General features: G+C 66.9%; 17 protein-coding genes and 1 riboswitch. Of the genes, 11 read left to right on the top strand and 6 right to left on the bottom strand.

The window, feature by feature from the left end:
• From cobW to ACR652_RS26630, 3 genes are read right to left on the bottom strand one after another with little or no spacing between them, the layout of a single operon-like run.
• Entirely contained in the window at nucleotides 1-1,035 is a 1,035-nt protein-coding gene (cobW, locus tag ACR652_RS26640; RefSeq protein ID WP_434509502.1) for a cobalamin biosynthesis protein CobW, read from the bottom strand.
• Nucleotides 1,032-1,760 (bottom strand): CbtA family protein, encoded by a 729-nt coding sequence (locus ACR652_RS26635; RefSeq protein WP_434509501.1) that lies wholly within the window; start codon nucleotides 1,758-1,760, stop codon nucleotides 1,032-1,034. Before ACR652_RS26635 ends, cobW begins: the two co-directional genes overlap by 4 nt.
• Entirely contained in the window at nucleotides 1,723-1,905 is a 183-nt protein-coding gene (locus ACR652_RS26630) for a CbtB domain-containing protein (protein WP_434509500.1), read from the bottom strand. Before ACR652_RS26630 ends, ACR652_RS26635 begins: the two co-directional genes overlap by 38 nt.
• A gap of 48 nt (nucleotides 1,906-1,953) precedes the next feature.
• Nucleotides 1,954-2,147: riboswitch (cobalamin riboswitch) on the bottom strand.
• Between the two features lie 37 nt (nucleotides 2,148-2,184).
• Here ACR652_RS26630 and cobO point away from each other — a divergent pair.
• A complete protein-coding gene (gene cobO, locus ACR652_RS26625; protein WP_434509499.1) occupies nucleotides 2,185-2,802 on the top strand; it encodes a cob(I)yrinic acid a,c-diamide adenosyltransferase in 618 nt (205 codons plus the stop codon).
• Between the two features lie 16 nt (nucleotides 2,803-2,818).
• Here cobO and ACR652_RS26620 read toward each other — a convergent pair whose 3' ends face one another.
• From ACR652_RS26620 to ACR652_RS26610, 3 genes are all read right to left on the bottom strand, one after another.
• Complete coding sequence (locus tag ACR652_RS26620) at nucleotides 2,819-3,862, bottom strand: sterol desaturase family protein (RefSeq protein WP_434509498.1); 1,044 nt, start codon at nucleotides 3,860-3,862, stop codon at nucleotides 2,819-2,821.
• A gap of 97 nt (nucleotides 3,863-3,959) precedes the next feature.
• Nucleotides 3,960-4,871 (bottom strand): DMT family transporter, encoded by a 912-nt coding sequence (locus ACR652_RS26615; RefSeq protein WP_434509497.1) that lies wholly within the window; start codon nucleotides 4,869-4,871, stop codon nucleotides 3,960-3,962.
• A gap of 443 nt (nucleotides 4,872-5,314) precedes the next feature.
• The gene (locus tag ACR652_RS26610) at nucleotides 5,315-5,509 is read right to left on the bottom strand and encodes a hypothetical protein (protein WP_434509496.1); all 195 of its coding nucleotides are present in this window, start codon (nucleotides 5,507-5,509) and stop codon (nucleotides 5,315-5,317) included.
• A 418-nt stretch (nucleotides 5,510-5,927) separates the two neighbouring features.
• Between ACR652_RS26610 and ACR652_RS26605 the strand changes: the two genes are divergently transcribed.
• The 10 genes from ACR652_RS26605 (at nucleotide 5,928) to ACR652_RS26560 (ending at nucleotide 15,635) form a co-directional block, all read left to right on the top strand.
• On the top strand, nucleotides 5,928-6,941 hold the full coding sequence (locus tag ACR652_RS26605) for a 30S ribosomal protein S2 (RefSeq protein ID WP_434509495.1): 1,014 nt from the start codon (nucleotides 5,928-5,930) through the stop codon (nucleotides 6,939-6,941).
• 134 nt (nucleotides 6,942-7,075) lie between these two features.
• Nucleotides 7,076-8,002, top strand: a complete 927-nt coding sequence (gene tsf / locus ACR652_RS26600) for a translation elongation factor Ts (RefSeq protein ID WP_434509494.1) — start codon at nucleotides 7,076-7,078, stop codon at nucleotides 8,000-8,002.
• A 108-nt stretch (nucleotides 8,003-8,110) separates the two neighbouring features.
• Nucleotides 8,111-8,857: a Fic family protein gene (locus tag ACR652_RS26595; RefSeq protein ID WP_434509493.1), complete on the top strand. Its 747-nt coding sequence runs from the start codon at nucleotides 8,111-8,113 to the stop codon at nucleotides 8,855-8,857.
• Between the two features lie 92 nt (nucleotides 8,858-8,949).
• The gene (locus tag ACR652_RS26590) at nucleotides 8,950-9,927 is read left to right on the top strand and encodes an SDR family oxidoreductase (protein WP_434509492.1); all 978 of its coding nucleotides are present in this window, start codon (nucleotides 8,950-8,952) and stop codon (nucleotides 9,925-9,927) included.
• Nucleotides 9,928-10,003: 76 nt separating this feature from the next.
• Nucleotides 10,004-10,729 (top strand): UMP kinase, encoded by a 726-nt coding sequence (gene pyrH, locus ACR652_RS26585; protein ID WP_434509491.1) that lies wholly within the window; start codon nucleotides 10,004-10,006, stop codon nucleotides 10,727-10,729.
• Nucleotides 10,730-10,877: 148 nt separating this feature from the next.
• Nucleotides 10,878-11,438 (top strand): ribosome recycling factor, encoded by a 561-nt coding sequence (gene frr, locus ACR652_RS26580; protein WP_434509490.1) that lies wholly within the window; start codon nucleotides 10,878-10,880, stop codon nucleotides 11,436-11,438.
• A gap of 79 nt (nucleotides 11,439-11,517) precedes the next feature.
• Entirely contained in the window at nucleotides 11,518-12,297 is a 780-nt protein-coding gene (locus ACR652_RS26575; RefSeq protein ID WP_434509489.1) for an isoprenyl transferase, read from the top strand.
• Nucleotides 12,298-12,331: 34 nt separating this feature from the next.
• A complete protein-coding gene (locus ACR652_RS26570; RefSeq protein ID WP_434509488.1) occupies nucleotides 12,332-13,186 on the top strand; it encodes a phosphatidate cytidylyltransferase in 855 nt (284 codons plus the stop codon).
• Between the two features lie 7 nt (nucleotides 13,187-13,193).
• Complete coding sequence (dxr, locus tag ACR652_RS26565; protein ID WP_434509487.1) at nucleotides 13,194-14,426, top strand: 1-deoxy-D-xylulose-5-phosphate reductoisomerase; 1,233 nt, start codon at nucleotides 13,194-13,196, stop codon at nucleotides 14,424-14,426.
• A 57-nt stretch (nucleotides 14,427-14,483) separates the two neighbouring features.
• A complete protein-coding gene (locus ACR652_RS26560) occupies nucleotides 14,484-15,635 on the top strand; it encodes a M50 family metallopeptidase (protein WP_434509486.1) in 1,152 nt (383 codons plus the stop codon).
• Nucleotides 15,636-15,756: the final 121 nt, after the last annotated feature.

The raw sequence follows: 15,756 nt of genomic DNA, 5'->3' as shown, positions 1-15,756 counted from the left end.
TCACGGCTGCGCCAGCAGGGCGGTGACGGCGTCGCGGTCGAGGCCCTTTTCGCCGATGACGACGAGGCGGCTCGCGCGCGCCTCGCCCGGCTTCCAGGCGCGGTCGAAATGGTGCTGGATGCGCGCGCCGACGCCCTGCACCAGCAGGCGCATGGGTTTGCCCGCCACTTCGACAAAGCCCTTCACGCGCAGGACGTTATGGGCGCGGGCGGCCTCGGCGATCCTGGCGACGAGCGCGGCAGGGTCGGCGACCGCTGCGAGCTCCACGACGAAACTGTCGAAGTCGTCGTGGTCATGGTCCGGTTCGGCGTCGTGATGCGACGGGCGATTGTGGAGATCGTCCTCCGCCGCCGCCGCGAGACCGAGCAGCACCAGCGGGTCGACGCGCCCCTCGCGCGCGCGCACCACCTTCGCCTCCGCGCGGGCGCCGGCGGCGAGTTGCGCGGCGACGTCGCGTTCCTCTGCTTCGTCGATCAAATCCGTCTTGTTGAGGATGATGAGATCGGCGCAGGCGAGCTGATCCTCGAACACTTCTTCGAGCGGATTGTCGTGGTCGATGTTTTCGGTCTCGGCGCGTTCGCGCGCAATGGCGTCGAGGTCGTCGGCGAAACGCCCTTCCGCCACCGCCTTGCCGTCGACGACCGCGATCACCCCGTCCACGGTGAGCTTGGAGCGGATGGCCGGCCAGTCGAAGGCCTTCACCAGCGGCTTCGGCAGAGCGAGCCCCGAGGTCTCGATGATGATGTGATCGGGCCGCTTCTCATGCGCGAGCAGCGCCTCGATCGCCGGCACGAAATCATCCGCGACGGTGCAGCAGAGGCAGCCGTTGGCGAGTTCGACGATATTCTCTTCCGGGCAGCTCTCGACGCCGCAGGCGCGCAGGATGTCGCCATCGACGCCCACGTCGCCGAACTCGTTGATGACCAGCGCCAGGCGGCGGTCCCCGGCGTTCTCCAGCACGTTTCGAATAAGCGTCGTCTTGCCCGCGCCGAGAAAGCCGGTGACGATGGTGGCCGGGATTTTTGACGCGCTCATGCGGCCTCCGGGTCGTCGCGGGAGATGAGACGCCAGACGAGACCGGCCAGCGCGCCGGCGAGCACCCAGCAGGCGGCCTGCACGGCGAGCGACGCCGCCGCGAAACGCGCGGCGATTTCGGCCGGAACCGTGCTTTCGGGCGTGGCCGGGGTCGGCCAGAAGAAATGCGGCGCGACGATCAGCGCGGCGCCGATGAGTTTCGCGCCGACGGAGTCGAGGCGGAGCAGGGCGTAGATGCCGCCGCCGGTCGCGGCGGCGGTCGCGATCCACCAGAGCTGGCGGCCGGCGAGATCGGTCTCCGCCGCGCCGGGAAGCTGCGGCGCAAGGCCCAGGCTCGTCGCGAGGCCGGTGGCGGCGAAGGCGCAGGCGCCCCACAGGGCGGCGCGGCGCGGGCCGATCCGCTCGCCCGAGAAGGTCATGCCGGCCAGCAGGATCAGCGCATAGCCGATGGAGACCGCGATGGTCGCGACGCTGGTGGCCGCCGTGCGGCGCAGGCCCTCGAAGGCCGGGCCGGCGTGCTCCGCCACGGCGTCATGGGCGTGCTGGGCCGCCTCATAAACCTCGGCGGCGAGGATGAGCGGGGTTGTGGTGACGTGCTGCAGGGCCGCGACGGCGAGGCCCGCAACAACGCCGGCGACAAGGCCGGCCGCCAGAAGGCGCGCGATCACGGGTCGCGTGAAGGTGCGGTCAGTGGCAGGGGAAGGAGAGCGCGTGGCGCGAGTCATGCGCCGCGTCGTGCACGCCTTCGGAGTTGGCGAAGCCGGCGCCATAGACGAGGCCGAGGCCGAGAATCAGCGCAACGAAAGCGGCCTTCAGCGTCTCGATCTTTCCGGTCGCGAGCGTGCGGACGGCGGCGGTGTTGGTCGTCATGAGCGTCTCCCTGCCGCCCCACCGGCGGCGTTTTCTTTCGGACAGGCGATCGCTGTCGCCACGACGGCAGGTCTCCTGGCTCCCGGGTCCATCATCCGCGCCGCCTTCCCAGGCGTTCGCCCAGTGGCGGAAGGCGCGGCCTTCCCGGTTACAGTTGCGGGGGCAGCCGCGGCGTTGGGCCTGCGCCCGCACCGCGTTCCCTCTTTGCCTCCTTGCGAAGGACCGTCGTCGCCAGTCATATGCGCAGGTCATCCATTCGTCAAACGGCGGGGAGTTGCCTTGACAGACGGTCCGGAAAACGACGACGCGCGCCGCCACCGCGAGAAGATGGAAAAGCGCAAGGCTGTGCAGGACGCGGAGGTGGCGGGCAAGGCCATTTCCGAAAAAGGGCTGCTGATGGTCCACACCGGACCGGGGAAGGGCAAATCCACAGCGGCCTTCGGTCTCGCGCTGCGGGCGCTCGGCCATGGCTGGAAGGTTGGCGTCGTGCAATTCGGCAAGGGCCAGTGGCGCAGCGGCGAACGCGACATGCTCGAAAAGCTCGGCGCCGTCTCCTGGCACACGCTCGGCGAGGGATTCACCTGGGAGACGCAGGACCGGGCCCGCGACGAGGCCGCCGCCCGCCGCGCCTGGGACAAGGCGTGCGAGCTGATGGACGATCCCGAGATTCGCCTGCTGGTGCTCGACGAACTGAATATCTCCTTGCGCTACGAGCATCTGCCGCTTGCGGAGGTCGTCGCCCGGCTGGGCGCGCGTCGGCCCGACCTGCATGTCGTCGTCACCGGGCGGAACGCGAAACCCGAACTGGTCGCGGCGGCGGATCTCGTCACCGAGATGACGCTGGTGAAGCATCACTTCGCGGCGGGCGTGAAGGCGCAGGAGGGCATTGAATTCTAGGCCGCTCCGGGCGGCGTCACGCGTCGCGCCGCGTCCCGGCCGGAAAGGCGACGGACCTCCACAGGTCGAGGACGGCTTTCGGAAGCGAGAGGAGCGCGCTCCAGAGCTCGGCAGCCGCCCTGACGGCCGGCGTCGCCAGAATGCCGAAGGTCGAATGTTGCGCGACGCCCTCCTCGCGCACGCCGTAAGACAGGCGCGGATTTTTTTCCGTGGGGATTTCGAGGGTCCCGAACATCCAGTCCCAGATGGCCAGAACGCTGCCGAGATTGCGGTTGAAATGCCTGGGATCGTCCGAATGGTGGATCTGGTGATGCGCGGGACTGAGGATGAGGCGCCCCCAGACGCCCCGGAACGGAATCCAGAATTCGGAATGCTGGAGATGTCCGATCGTCCAGAGAAAACAAAGGAAAAGGATGTTCTTGCCGTCGACCGAGAACGTTTCGGCGTTTCGGCCGAAGAGCCATCCGAGCAGGCCGGACGCCCCGCCGATGAAGAGTGCGAGCATATATCCGAAGACGACGCTGTCGATCGGGTGATTGCGGAAATTGGTCAGCGGGGTCAGCACGTCGGCCGTGTGGTGCAGCTTGTGGAGCTCCCACAGGAATGGGACGCGGTGCTTGAGATAGTGGTCGACCCAGTAGCCGATTTCATAGGCGAGGAACAGGATCAGCGTCGAGACGAGTTTGAGAGTCAGGTCGCAGCATTCGACAGGCGCCATCGGGCCAAAGGCGCTCGTCAGAAGCGCCTTGACGCCGGTCGACACGGCGGCCGTCGAGATCACGAGGCCGCCGATGACGGCGGGCATGAAGACGACGCTCAGGACGAAGAGCTTCACATCGGCGTGAAAGGATTCGCGGGCCAGCACGTTCTTCGACAGGATCGCCCGGAGAACGGCTCTTGAATTGATGCGCCCCCGGCGGCGTTTTTGCCGATAGGCGAGGGCGAGGAGCGCCACGCAAAATGACGACGCGAGAGAATAGACGGAAAAGATCGAGCCTGCCGTAAAGAGCTCGTAAGACACCCGTTTGACGGAAAACCGGATCGCGGTGTTGAGGTCCATCGCAGGCTTCCGCTCCTGTTCTTCTGGTTTTCGCGGCGTGCGCGGGAACCGTATGCGCAGGCGGCCTTGGCGCCAAGGGCTTTTCGGGTCGCGGCGTTCAGCCCGGGGTGCGGCGGCGGACGCGAAACCGGATGGCCCGCAGGGTCGCAGCGGCTTCGGCGAGGATGACCCCGAGCAGAATGAGCGCGCAGCCGAGGAACGCCGAGCCAGTCAGACGTTCGGATAGCAGAATCGCCCCGGAGAGCGCGGCGAAAACGCTTTCAAGCGACAGGATCAGGGCGGCTTCGGCGGGGGGCGTATATCTCTGCGCGAGAATTTGCAGCGTGTAGGCAAAGCCGCCGGAGCACAGGCCGGCGAAGAAGATCGAGGGCAAGGCCGCGATGACGCCCTCGCTGGACAAAGGCTCGGAACCGAGCCCGATCATCAGGCCGAGAACGGCGGTGACGCCATATTGTGTGAACGCGAGAAAGAACGGCCGATCGGTCCGACTCAGGAAGATCGGCGCCAGGCTGATCGCGCCGGCCCATGCAACGTCCGCGATCAGGATCAGCGCATCGCCGCGACTCCATTGCTCGAAATGGCCTGTCTCCGTGATGAGCCAACTGCCGGCGATCGAAAGAAGGCTTGCGAACAGCACCATGCCTCTCGGCCTGGCCCCGGTGACCGCCCAGACGATGACCGGGACGAGAATCACATAAAGAGCCGTGAGAAATCCGCCGTTGGTGGCGGTCGTCGCGACGAGGCCCATCTGTTGCAGGCTCGCGCCGGCGAAAAGGCACAGGCCGATCAGCCCGGCGAGGGCGACGTCCGCTCCGCGCAAAGGGCGCCGGCCATTTTTCACGTGCTCGTAGAAAGCGACCGGCGCCAGCATCATCCAGGACAGAAGGAAGCGCAGGCCGACGAAACTGACCGGACCCATGTTCTCATTGGCCTGTTTTTGCGCAATGAAAGCAGCGCCCCAGATGCAGGCGACGAGCAGAAGGAGGAGGTCGGCCCGGAGCCGGTTCATTTGACGCTTTCTCCAGGCGCAAATGTTGGTCCGGACTCTTCCAGACAGGGCGCAACGGCGCTGGAACGCGGCGCGGGCGCGATTGTCGCGCTCATTGCGAGGCGCCTCGGGAAGCCGCCGCATGGCGAAAGTGCAAGGCGCGGGGCGTCGCATTGGCCACGCATCGGTCGCGCAGGAACGGACAACCTTCTCGATTCCAAGACGGGGCGGCCCAAAGAGCCGAACAGAACCAGGCCCCCGGCCGAGTAGCGACAGGCGAAAAGCTCCCCGCTCCCAAGAACGGGCGGCCGAACAAGAACGGGCGGCCTAAAAAGCGGAAGCCGACGCCCGAACAAGTCGAGAGCGTCGGCTCCAAATCGATCGCGCCGCGAACGGCTGATCTCCCTTGCCTACAGACAAAGCCGGGAGGGTTAGCCCCCGGCAAGTCCACAGGCGGGGGTATATTACTGAATCATGCGCGCGGTAGCGCCGGTGCCGGCGGTGCCGAGAGCTTCACGGTTGTTACCCGTGCCGTTGCTGCCCTCGGGGGAGATCCAGTCCGGAACCCACGTGAGAGCGACGACGATGAAGCCGACGAAGGCGGCAACCCAGATGAGCATCTTGCCAATGTCGCCGGAGCTGTGAACGTTGACGGCCATGCGTTTTCCCCCTGTTGTTTTTTTAAACCAGAATGCTTGCCGCATCGGGAGTAACCCTAGCTCGATTCAAAACGCTTGGCAATGCGCCTCCCACACCTATTTTTGCCTCGGTCAAATCGCATGAAATATCTTTCAAATCAGTGTGTTGGCATGCGACAACTGGTCGCGGGTCGAAAAATTTTTTGCGGCGAAAAAACGAAACTTCGGCGGGAGCCCCCGGCCGCCGGCGGCCCCCTCGCGGGGCTGTCGAAAGAGCGGGGGAGAGCGCATGGAGACTATTGCTCCTTTTGGGCGCTTCGCCTATAAGCGCGCGCATTCCACAGGCGATGGCATCGCGACGTCTGATCAAGACGCCGTTCCGGTGGCCGGTTTTCCGGCCTCTTCCCCCTTCGCCGCGGCTCAACCGGAGAAAAATAAAATGGCGCTTCCTGACTTCACCATGCGCGGCCTTCTCGAGGCCGGCGCCCATTTCGGCCACCAGGCGCATCGCTGGAACCCGAAGATGGCGCCGTTCATCTTCGGCGCCCGCAACAATATTCACATCATCGACCTCGCCCAGACGGTGCCGATGCTGCATCAGGCGCTGAAGCTGGTTTCAGACACGGTCGCCCGCGGCGGCCGCGTGCTGTTCGTCGGCACCAAGCGCCAGGCGCAGGACCAGATCGCCGACGCCGCCAAGCGCAGCGCGCAATATTACATCAACTCCCGCTGGCTCGGCGGCACGCTGACCAACTGGAAGACCATTTCGGGCTCCATCAACCGCCTGCGCAAGCTCGACGACATCCTCTCGGCCGGCGCCCAGGGCGTGACCAAGAAAGAGCGCCTGCTGCTGACGCGCGAGCGCGACAAGCTCGAGAAGGCTCTCGGCGGCATCAAGGACATGGGCGGCACGCCCGACCTGATCTTCGTCATCGACACCAACAAGGAGCAGCTCGCGATCAAGGAGGCGAACCGCCTCAAGATCCCGGTCGTCGCGATTCTCGACACCAACTGCGATCCGGACGGCGTCTCCTTCCCGATTCCGGGCAATGACGACGCAGGCCGCGCGATCGCGCTCTATTGCGATCTCATCGCCAAGGCGGCGATCGACGGCATTTCGCGCAGCCAGGGCGCCCTGGGCGTCGATCTCGGCGCGGCGGAGGCGCCGGTCGCCGAGCCGGCTCTCGCCGCCGAGTCCGCGAACGCCTATGAGGCGACCGAGGCTTTCGAGCTTCTGGCCGCCCCCCGCGGCGCGCCGGACGACCTCGCCAAGCTGAACGGCGTCGGCCCGCAGCTTGTCAAGAAGCTCAATGACGCCGGCGTCTTCCATTACTGGCAGCTCGCCGCGATGACGCCGGCGGACGTCGAGAAGGTGGACGCCGAGCTCAAGCTCAACGGCCGCATCGCCCGCGACGGCTGGATTGATCAGGCGCGCGCGCTTCTTTCCGCGTAACGCCGCACTGTCACCTTTCGACCTTAACCGTCGGGCGCCGGCTCTTTCCTGAGCCGGCGCCCGTCGCAATACACGCCCCGGGCGCCCGGACGTCTACTCGCGTCCGACGAGCGCCAAACAGAAGGATTTCGACCATGGCCACGATTACCGCCGCCCTCGTCAAGGAACTGCGTGAGAGCACCGGCGCCGGCATGATGGATTGCAAGGCGGCGCTGACCGCGACCGAAGGCGAGTTCGAGGCCGCGGTCGACTGGCTGCGCAAGAAGGGCCTCTCCAAGGCCGCCAAGAAGGCCGACCGCGTCGCGGCCGAGGGCCTCGTCGCGGCGTTGACCGGCGACAAGACGGGCGTCGTCGTCGAAGTGAACTCTGAGACCGACTTCGTGTCGCGCAACGCGGACTTCCAGACGCTCGTGAAGAACATCGCCGAAGTCGCGCTGAAGACCGGCAAGACCGACGCGGCCGAACTCTCCGCGCAGGCCTATCCGGGCGGCGGCACGGTCGCCGAGAACATCACCAGCGGCATCGCCACCATCGGCGAGAACCTGACGCTGCGCCGCGCCGCGTCGCTCTCGGTGGGCGACGGCGTCGTCGGCCGTTACGTGCACGGCCAGGTCGTCGACGGCCAGGGCAAGATGGCCGTCATCGTCGCGCTGGAGTCGACCGGCGACAAGGAGGTGCTGGCCAAGCTCGCCCGCGAGATCGCCATGCATGTCGCCTCGGCCAATCCGCAGGCGATGGACGCCGCCGGCCTCGATCCGGCCGTGGTGGAGCGCGAGGCGAATCTGCTGCGCGAGAAGAACGCCGGCAAGCCGGAGAATGTGCTGGCCAAGATCGTCGAGTCGGGCGTCAAGACCTTCGCCAAGGAAGTCTGCTTGCTCGATCAGCCCTCGAACCATCCCGAGCACAACGGCAAGACCGTCGCTCAGGCGGTGAAGGAGCTCGAAGGCAAGGCCGGCGCGCCGATCGCCATCAAGGGCTTCATCCGCTATGCGCTGGGCGAGGGCATCGAGAAGCAGACCAGCGACTTCGCCGCGGAAGTGGCGGCCGCCGCCAAGGGCTGACGTCCCTTTCCATGGATGTTTGCGGGGCCGGGGCGAAAGCTCCGGCCTTTGTGTTTGGGGGAGGCGTGGCAAGACATAAATACGCGCTCGGTGTGATATGGATGGACAATGCCCGAAACGCTGACCGCGAGCATCAAACAGAAAAAGGCCGAACTTGACCGGCTGCGCCCGCTGTCCGCCTCCGTCCTGGCCCAGCTTCAGAAGCATTACGACGTCGATCTCACCTATACGTCGAATGCGATCGAGGGAAACACCCTGACCCTGCGGGAAACGGCGGAGGTCATCGAGCATGGCATAACGGTTGGCGGCAAATCCCTGCGCGACCACCTCGAGGCCGTCGATCGTTACGAGGCGCTGCTCTGGATGCGCTCACTGGCGGCTTCGCCGGCCCCGGTCACTGAAAACGTGGTCTGCGAACTGCATCGGCGAATCGTCGCGCGCAGCCAGCCGGACATCGCGGGGATCTACAGCCGCAATCCGCGAAGGATCGCCGGCTCGCCCGTGGTTTTCCCGAACCCAGCAAAAATTCCGCAGCTCATGGAGGCGTTCGGCGCCTGGCTGGAAGCCGCGACGCCGGGGCCGGAATCAGCTTTTAACGCGCATTTTCGCCTGACGGCGATCCCCCCTTTCGGCGACGGCAATGGCCGTACGGCGCGGCTCCTCATGAATTTGCTGCTGATTCGTGGCGGCTATCCGCCGGTCGCCGTGCGCCCCGAAGACCGCAAGGCCTATCTCGACAGCCTCGAACGGGCCTCTCCCGCCGAGGAGATGGGTCCTTATCAAACCCTGATGCACGAGCGGCTCGACGCGACTCTGGGTGACTATCTGAGCGCCCTGCGCGAGGCGCTTCCGTAAGCCGCCGCCGTGCGTCCGCGCCTCACCCATTGACCGAAACATTCCCCTTTCCCCGGCGTTTCGCCGCATCGGCAAGCGGCGGGAGGACGGCGATGGTTGCGCATGAACAGACAATCAGCGAAGCGATTCAGGAATCGGTGTCGGTGAACGGGATCGAGACCGACGCCGCGCCGCCGGCGATCCCCGCCGCCAGCCTGCGCGATCCGCGCAATCTCTATCCCAGGCCGCCTTTCGAGAAGCAGCCGCAGCCATGGCCGGGTCTCGCCTCCAAAATGATCCCGCGCCCCGACCACGGCGAGACCAGCTATCAGGGATCGGGACGGCTGGCCGGGCGCAAGGCGCTGATCACCGGCGGCGACTCGGGCATCGGCCGCGCGGCGGCCATCGCTTTCGCGCGGGAGGGGGCCGACGTCGCCATCAACTATCTTCCCGAGGAGGAGCCGGACGCGCGGGAGGTGGCGGGGCTGATCTGCGACGCCGGCGGCAAGGCGGCCTGCATCCCCGGCGACATCCGCGACGAGGACTTCTGCAAGAAGCTCGTGTCCGACGCCGTCAACGAGCTCGGCGGGCTCGACATTCTGGTCAACAACGCCGCCCGCCAGCAGGCGCGGGCGTCGATTTTGGAGATCACGACCGAGGATCTGGACTGGACGTTCCGGACCAACCTCTATGCGCTGTTCTGGATCACCAAGGCGGCGATCCCGCACATGCCGCCGGGCTCCAGCATCATCAACACGGCGTCGATCACGGCCTTCGATCCGTCGAAGCAGCTTCTCGACTATTCCGCCACCAAGGCGGCGATCCTGAATTTCTCCTGGTGCCTCGCCGCGCAGATGGCTTCGAAAGGCATCCGGGTCAACGCCGTGGCGCCCGGTCCGGTCTGGACCCCATTGCAGCCGTCCGGCGGCCAGACACAGGAGCATCTGACCAAATTCGGCGCCGACACGCCGCTGGGCCGCCCTGGCCAGCCGGCCGAGCTTGCGCCGATCTATGTGCTCCTCGCCTCGAGCGAATCGAGCTTTTCAACGGGGCAGGTCTATGGCGCCACGGGCGGCGAGCCGGGGCCGTAGCCCTTGCGACTTGCGAAGGCGGCGCGCCATTCGTATGTAAAGCGCGCCTCCCCGAGCCAGCCAGCGAGACCAGCACATGTCCGACCACGCCTCGAAGAGATATAAACGCGTGGTCGTGAAGCTGTCGGGAGAGGCGTTGCAGGGGCCTTCGCCGAACGGGCTGGACGCCGCGACGCTCGCCAGAATCGCCAGGGATCTGGCGACGGCCTCGGAGGCCGGCCACGAGGTCGCGGTCGTCGTCGGCGGCGGCAATTTCTTTCGCGGGATCAAGGGCGCAGAAACGGGCATCGAGCGCGCCCGCGCCGATTCGATCGGCATGCTGGCGACCGTGATGAACGGTCTGGCGCTGGAGCAGGCGGTCGAAATGCAGGGGCGCCCGGCGCGCTGCCTATCCTCGGTGCCGATGCCGTCGCTGTGTGAGTCCTTCTCCCGCCGCGCCGCGCTGCACCATCTGGCCAAGGGCCGCGTCGTGATCGCGGCGGGCGGGACGGGGAATCCCTTCTTCACCACCGACACGGGCGCCGTGCTGCGCGCCGCCGAACTCTCCGCGGACGCGGTGCTGAAGGCGACGCAGGTGGACGGGGTCTACTCGGCCGATCCCAAGCGCGACCCGTCCGCGCGGCGTTACGAACGCTTGACCCATGACGAGGCAATCGCGCAAAATCTTGCCGTGATGGATACGGCGGCCTTCGCCCTCGCGAGGGAGAACCGTATTCCCATCATCGTTTTTTCCATCGGGGAGCCCGGCGCCATCGCCGCGGTTCTGTCCGGCGGGGGGCGGTCGACCCTGGTTGCGCCGTGAACGCGCGCGTCTTCTGGAGCGTTAGCTCCCGAAACATGCCATAAGGGGTCGCTGCTTCGCGATCCGTCGCCTCCGTGGCCCCGGGCGCCGGCAATCATCCCTGAACGCGCTCACACGGCGCGGGGATTCAAGACAGGTTTGAAAGATCATGACGGATAAATTCGATCTCGCGGATTTGAAACGCCGCATGCAGGGCGCGATCGCGACGCTGAAGCATGAATTCGGCGGCCTTCGCACCGGCCGCGCCGCGGCGAGCCTGCTTGATCCTGTCCATGTGGACGCCTATGGCTCGGTGTCCCCGCTCAATCAGGTCGCGACCGTCAGCGTGCCCGAGCCGCGCATGCTCTCGGTTCAGGTCTGGGACAAGGCCCTGGTCATCGCGGTGGACAAGGCGATTCGCGAGGCGAACCTGGGTCTGCAGCCGACGGTCGAGGGTCAGATCCTGCGCATCCGCATGCCCGAGCTCAACGAACAGCGCCGCAAGGAGCTGGTCAAGGTCGCCCACAAATATGCCGAGGACGCGCGGGTCGCCGTGCGCCATGTGCGCCGCGACGGGCTCGACATTCTCAAGAAACTCCTGAAGGATCACGCGATTCCGGAGGATGACGAAAAGCGGCACGAGACCGAGGTGCAGAAGGCGACCGACGAGGCGGTGAAGGAAATCGACGCCGCGCTGGCCGCCAAGGAAAAGGAAATCATGCAGGTCTGATCGCGGATCCGCTGCGATAGGAGAACGGCGGCGCCGCGCCCGCCTTGTCTGCTCGGAATTCCTGAACTGGAAATTGAGGATGGCGGAAGGCGAGATTCTGGACATTGCGGCGACCGCGCTGGGCATTCCCCGGGGGCCGCGGCATGTCGCGCTGATCATGGACGGGAACGGCCGCTGGGCCGCCGCCCGCGGCCTGCCGCGTTTCGAGGGGCATCGCCGTGGCGTCGAGGCGCTGCGCCGGGCCGTGCGGGCCGCGATCGATCTGAAGATCTCCTACCTGACGGTCTATTCCTTTTCGGCTGAAAACTGGTCCCGGCCGCGCGAGGAGGTGCAGAGCCTGCTCGGCCTGCTGCACCGCTTCATCCGCAACGATCTGAGCGAGCTCCACGCGAATAATGTGCGGGTGCGGGTCATTGGGGCGCGGGCCGACCTCGCCCCGGAAATCGCCGGGCTCCTCAGGGAGGCGGAACAGGTGACGCAGGCCAACACCGGCCTGACGCTGGTGGTCGCCTTCAATTACGGGGCGCGGCAGGAAATCGCCGCGGCCGCCCGCGCGCTGGCGCAGATGGTGGCCGAGGGGCGGCTGACCCCGGAGGAGATCGACGCCGAAGCCATCGCCGCGCGGCTGGACACGGCGGACATCCCAGACCCGGACCTCATCATTCGCACCTCGGGCGAGCAGCGGCTGTCCAATTTCCTCTTGTGGCAGGCGGCCTACGCGGAATTCGTGTTTTTGCCGATCCTCTGGCCGGATTTCGACCGCGCGGCCATGGCGGCGGCGCTGGAGGAATACGCCCATCGCGAGCGGCGCTTCGGGGGGCGGACGGATGCGCCGCGCAGCGCCAAGACGGCGTCATGAGGAGTGTGCGCAGCTTGAGCGGAAGTCTCGCGGCATGAGCGCGCCGCCAAAGAAAGCAGGGGCGGCAAGCGGCGGTTTCGCCGACCTCGGCCCCCGTGTCATCTCGGCCGTCGTCATGGTCGCGGCGGCCGCCGCGACGCTTTATGTCGGCGGCGTGGCCTTCACGCTTTTCTGGCTGCTGGCGGGGCTCGCGCTCAATTGGGAATGGCAGACCCTCATCGGCGGCGAACGCCGCGAGTGGCGCTTCGTGCTGGGCGGGGTCGCGGTTGCGATCGCCGCCCTGCTGGGGCGCCATGGCCTCGCGGCTTACGCCGCGCTGGCGGCGGCCGGTTGCGGGGCCGCTGCGGCGGCGCTCGCCGGACCCGAGCGGCGGCTCTGGGCCGCGGCCGGGGTGATCTACGCCAGCGCGCCGGTTTTCGCCGTCTGCTGGCTGCGCGAATCGCCGGGTCCCGGCCTGCTCGCCATCGCCTTTCTGTTCGCGCTCGTCTGGGGAACGGACGTCTTCGCCTATTTCGGCGGCCGCCTGATCGGCGGCCCGAAATTGTGGCCGCGCGTCTCCGCCGGCAAAACCTGGTCCGGCACGATCACCGGCGTCCTCAGCGGGGCGGCGCTGGGCCTCGCGACAGTCTGGCTCGGCGGCGGTCCGGCGCTCGCGAGCGTCCAGATTTTCGCCGTCGGCCTCGTGGCCGCGGCCGTCTCGCAGATGGGCGACCTGGCGGAATCCTCCGTCAAGCGTCGCTTCGGCGTGAAGGATTCGAGCCGGCTCATCCCCGGCCACGGCGGGGTGATGGATCGGCTGGACGGTTTCATTTTCGCCAGCGTCTTCGCGGCGGCGATCGGGCTGGCGCGCGGCGACGCTTCGGCTGCGGCCAATCTCTTTTTCTGGTGATCAAGGCATGGGTTTGAAAAACGGACAGTCGAATGGGCGCGCGCAGGCGCCGCGCCGCATCGTCCTTCTTGGCGCAACAGGCTCGATCGGCCGCTCCACCGTCGATCTCCTCGAGCGCGATCCCGAGCGCTTCAGCGTTGCGGCGGTCGCCGGGGGCCGGGACGCCGCCGCGCTGGCCGACGTCGCCCGCCGGACTCGCGCTGAATTCGCGGCGGTCCGGGACGAAAGCGCCTATTCCGAGCTCAAGGAGGCGCTCTCGGGCACGAACATACAGGTCGCCGCCGGCCGCGACGCCGTGATCGAAGCGGCGGTGCGGGAGGCCGATCTCGTGCTGTCCGCCATCGTCGGAGCCGCCGGGGTCGAGCCCACCCATGCGGCGATTTCCCTCGGCCGGGCTGTGGCGCTCGCCAACAAGGAATGTCTGGTCTGCGCCGGCGCGCCCTTCATGCGCACGGCGAAGAAGACGAATGCCGCGTTGCTTCCGGTGGACAGCGAGCACAACGCCATCTTCCAGGCGCTCGGCGGCGAGGACCCATCCCGCATCGAGCGCATGATCGTCACCGCCTCGGGCGGCCCGTTCCGCACCTGGAGCCGTGAGCGCATCGCCGCGGCGACCGTGGACGAGGCGCTGAACCACCCCAACTGGGCGATGGGGCCAAAGGTGACGGTCGACTCCGCCGGGCTGATGAACAAGGGCCTCGAACTCATCGAGGCGCATCATCTCTTTGGCGTTCCTGCGGAAAAGCTTGAGGTTGTGGTGCATCCGCAGTCCATCGTGCACGGTCTCGTGACCTTCGCGGACGGCTCGGTGACGGCTGGTCTGGCGCCGCCGGACATGCGCGTGCCCATCGCCCACTGCCTCGCCTATCCCGAGCGGCTGACCACGCCGGCGAAGCGTCTCGATTTCGCCCAGATCGGCTCATTGACCTTCGAGGCGCCGGATTTCGAGAGATTCCCGGCGTTGAAGCTGGCGCTCGACGCGCTGGCGGACGGCGGCGGGCTCGCCACGGTCCTCAACGCCGCCAACGAGATCGCCGTTCAGGCGTTCCTGGACAGGCGCATCCCGTTTTCGGGTATAGCGAAACACGTCGCGGAAGCGTGCGAGGCCGCCGTGCGCGACGGATATGCTCAGGAGCCTGTCAGCGTGGAAGAAGCGCTCGGCGTTGACCATATTGTCAGAGAAAGATCGCGATCGGCCTTGGCCGTCGACGCGCAATCGGGCATGTTAACGCTTCAGTAACCATCCGTCGGCCTTCGCCCGGATGCGCGCGCGTGAAGCGTTGGAGGCGACAAAGCCATGAATCTGCTGACGACTTTTGCCTTCTACGTCGTCCCCTTCGTCATCGTCCTGAGCGTCGTCGTCTTCATCCACGAATTCGGCCACTTCATTGTCGGCCGCTGGTGCGGGGTGAAGGTCGACGCCTTCTCGATCGGCTTTGGGCCGGAGATTTACGCCAGGGTGGATCGCCACGGCACGCGCTGGCGCATCGCCGCCATTCCGCTCGGCGGTTACGTCAAGTTTCATGGCGACGCCAATGGCGCGAGCGTTCCCGACCCTGAGAGCGTCGCCGCCATGCCGGCGGCCGAGAGGGCCGTGACCTTCGCCGCCCAGCCGGTCTGGAAACGATCCGCCATCGTCTTCGCCGGGCCGTTCGCCAACTTCCTCCTCGCCATCGCGATTTTCACCGGCATTTTCGCGGTTTACGGGCGCACCCTGCTCGCCCCGCGCGTCGGCTCGGTCGTCGCGGGCGGGGCGGGCGAAGCCGCGGGCTTCAAGGCCGGCGACCTCATTCTCACCATCGACGGCGTTCCGATCCCGAGCTTTTCCAAAATGCAGGAGATCGTCTCCAGCTCCGCCGACACGCGCCTCCTGTTCGTCGTCCGCCGGGGCGACAGCGACGTGACGCTCCCCGCCACGCCCGCCTGGCGGGAGGTTTCGAGCGCCGTCGGCAAGGTGCGCATCGGCATGCTGGGGCTGAAAGCCTCGACCGCGCCGGCCGACGTCCGGGAAGAGCGGTACGGTCCCGTCGCGTCGCTCGGCCTCGCCGTCGAGGAGACCTGGCAGATCATCGGGCGGACCGGGTCCTATATCGGCGGCCTGATCACCGGCCGCGAGAGCGCCGACCAGCTCTCAGGCCCCATCGGCATCGCCCAGATTTCCGGCGAGATGGCGCAGGCGGCGTCGAAGGTCGGCCTCGCGCCCTTCCTCAACCTCATCGCGCTGCTGTCCGTCTCGGTCGGTCTGCTCAATCTGTTCCCGGTTCCGCTGCTGGACGGCGGCCACCTTCTGTTCTTTGGAATCGAGGCCATCCGAGGCAAGGCGCTGAACGAGCGCGCGCAGGAGGTCGCCTTCCGGCTCGGCCTCGCCATGGTGGGGACGCTGATGATCTTCTCGACCTACAACGACCTCGCGCGGCTGATCGAGCGGCTCGCGGGCGGAGCCTCCTGAGTCGGCGCGCAGGTCTGGCGGCTTTACGGCGAAACCGCGGCCACAGGCCGCGGTTTTGCGTTTTTATGGCCATTTTTCATCGGCTTTTACCATTTGGTGACCATGAATCGTGGCTTTAGCG

The organism is Methylocystis sp., assembly GCF_051061225.1.
Taxonomy (GTDB): Bacteria; Pseudomonadota; Alphaproteobacteria; order Rhizobiales; family Beijerinckiaceae; genus Methylocystis.
This window is presented reverse-complemented; position numbering and strand designations above follow the sequence as displayed.

Excerpts from the sequence above, each read along its gene's own strand:
- cobW (WP_434509502.1), bottom strand. The coding sequence starts at position 1,035 with ATGAGCGCGTCAAAAATCCCGGCCACCATCGTCACCGGCTTTCTCGGC.
- pyrH (WP_434509491.1), top strand. The coding sequence starts at position 10,004 with ATGTCCGACCACGCCTCGAAGAGATATAAACGCGTGGTCGTGAAGCTG.
- ACR652_RS26560 (WP_434509486.1), top strand. The coding sequence starts at position 14,484 with ATGAATCTGCTGACGACTTTTGCCTTCTACGTCGTCCCCTTCGTCATC.
- ACR652_RS26605 (WP_434509495.1), top strand. The coding sequence starts at position 5,928 with ATGGCGCTTCCTGACTTCACCATGCGCGGCCTTCTCGAGGCCGGCGCC.
- ACR652_RS26595 (WP_434509493.1), top strand. The coding sequence starts at position 8,111 with ATGCCCGAAACGCTGACCGCGAGCATCAAACAGAAAAAGGCCGAACTT.
- ACR652_RS26620 (WP_434509498.1), bottom strand. The coding sequence starts at position 3,862 with ATGGACCTCAACACCGCGATCCGGTTTTCCGTCAAACGGGTGTCTTAC.
- ACR652_RS26590 (WP_434509492.1), top strand. The coding sequence starts at position 8,950 with ATGGTTGCGCATGAACAGACAATCAGCGAAGCGATTCAGGAATCGGTG.
- ACR652_RS26630 (WP_434509500.1), bottom strand. The coding sequence starts at position 1,905 with ATGACGACCAACACCGCCGCCGTCCGCACGCTCGCGACCGGAAAGATC.
- ACR652_RS26635 (WP_434509501.1), bottom strand. The coding sequence starts at position 1,760 with ATGACTCGCGCCACGCGCTCTCCTTCCCCTGCCACTGACCGCACCTTC.
- dxr (WP_434509487.1), top strand. The coding sequence starts at position 13,194 with ATGGGTTTGAAAAACGGACAGTCGAATGGGCGCGCGCAGGCGCCGCGC.
- frr (WP_434509490.1), top strand. The coding sequence starts at position 10,878 with ATGACGGATAAATTCGATCTCGCGGATTTGAAACGCCGCATGCAGGGC.
- ACR652_RS26610 (WP_434509496.1), bottom strand. The coding sequence starts at position 5,509 with ATGGCCGTCAACGTTCACAGCTCCGGCGACATTGGCAAGATGCTCATC.
- tsf (WP_434509494.1), top strand. The coding sequence starts at position 7,076 with ATGGCCACGATTACCGCCGCCCTCGTCAAGGAACTGCGTGAGAGCACC.
- ACR652_RS26615 (WP_434509497.1), bottom strand. The coding sequence starts at position 4,871 with ATGAACCGGCTCCGGGCCGACCTCCTCCTTCTGCTCGTCGCCTGCATC.
- ACR652_RS26575 (WP_434509489.1), top strand. The coding sequence starts at position 11,518 with ATGGCGGAAGGCGAGATTCTGGACATTGCGGCGACCGCGCTGGGCATT.
- ACR652_RS26570 (WP_434509488.1), top strand. The coding sequence starts at position 12,332 with ATGAGCGCGCCGCCAAAGAAAGCAGGGGCGGCAAGCGGCGGTTTCGCC.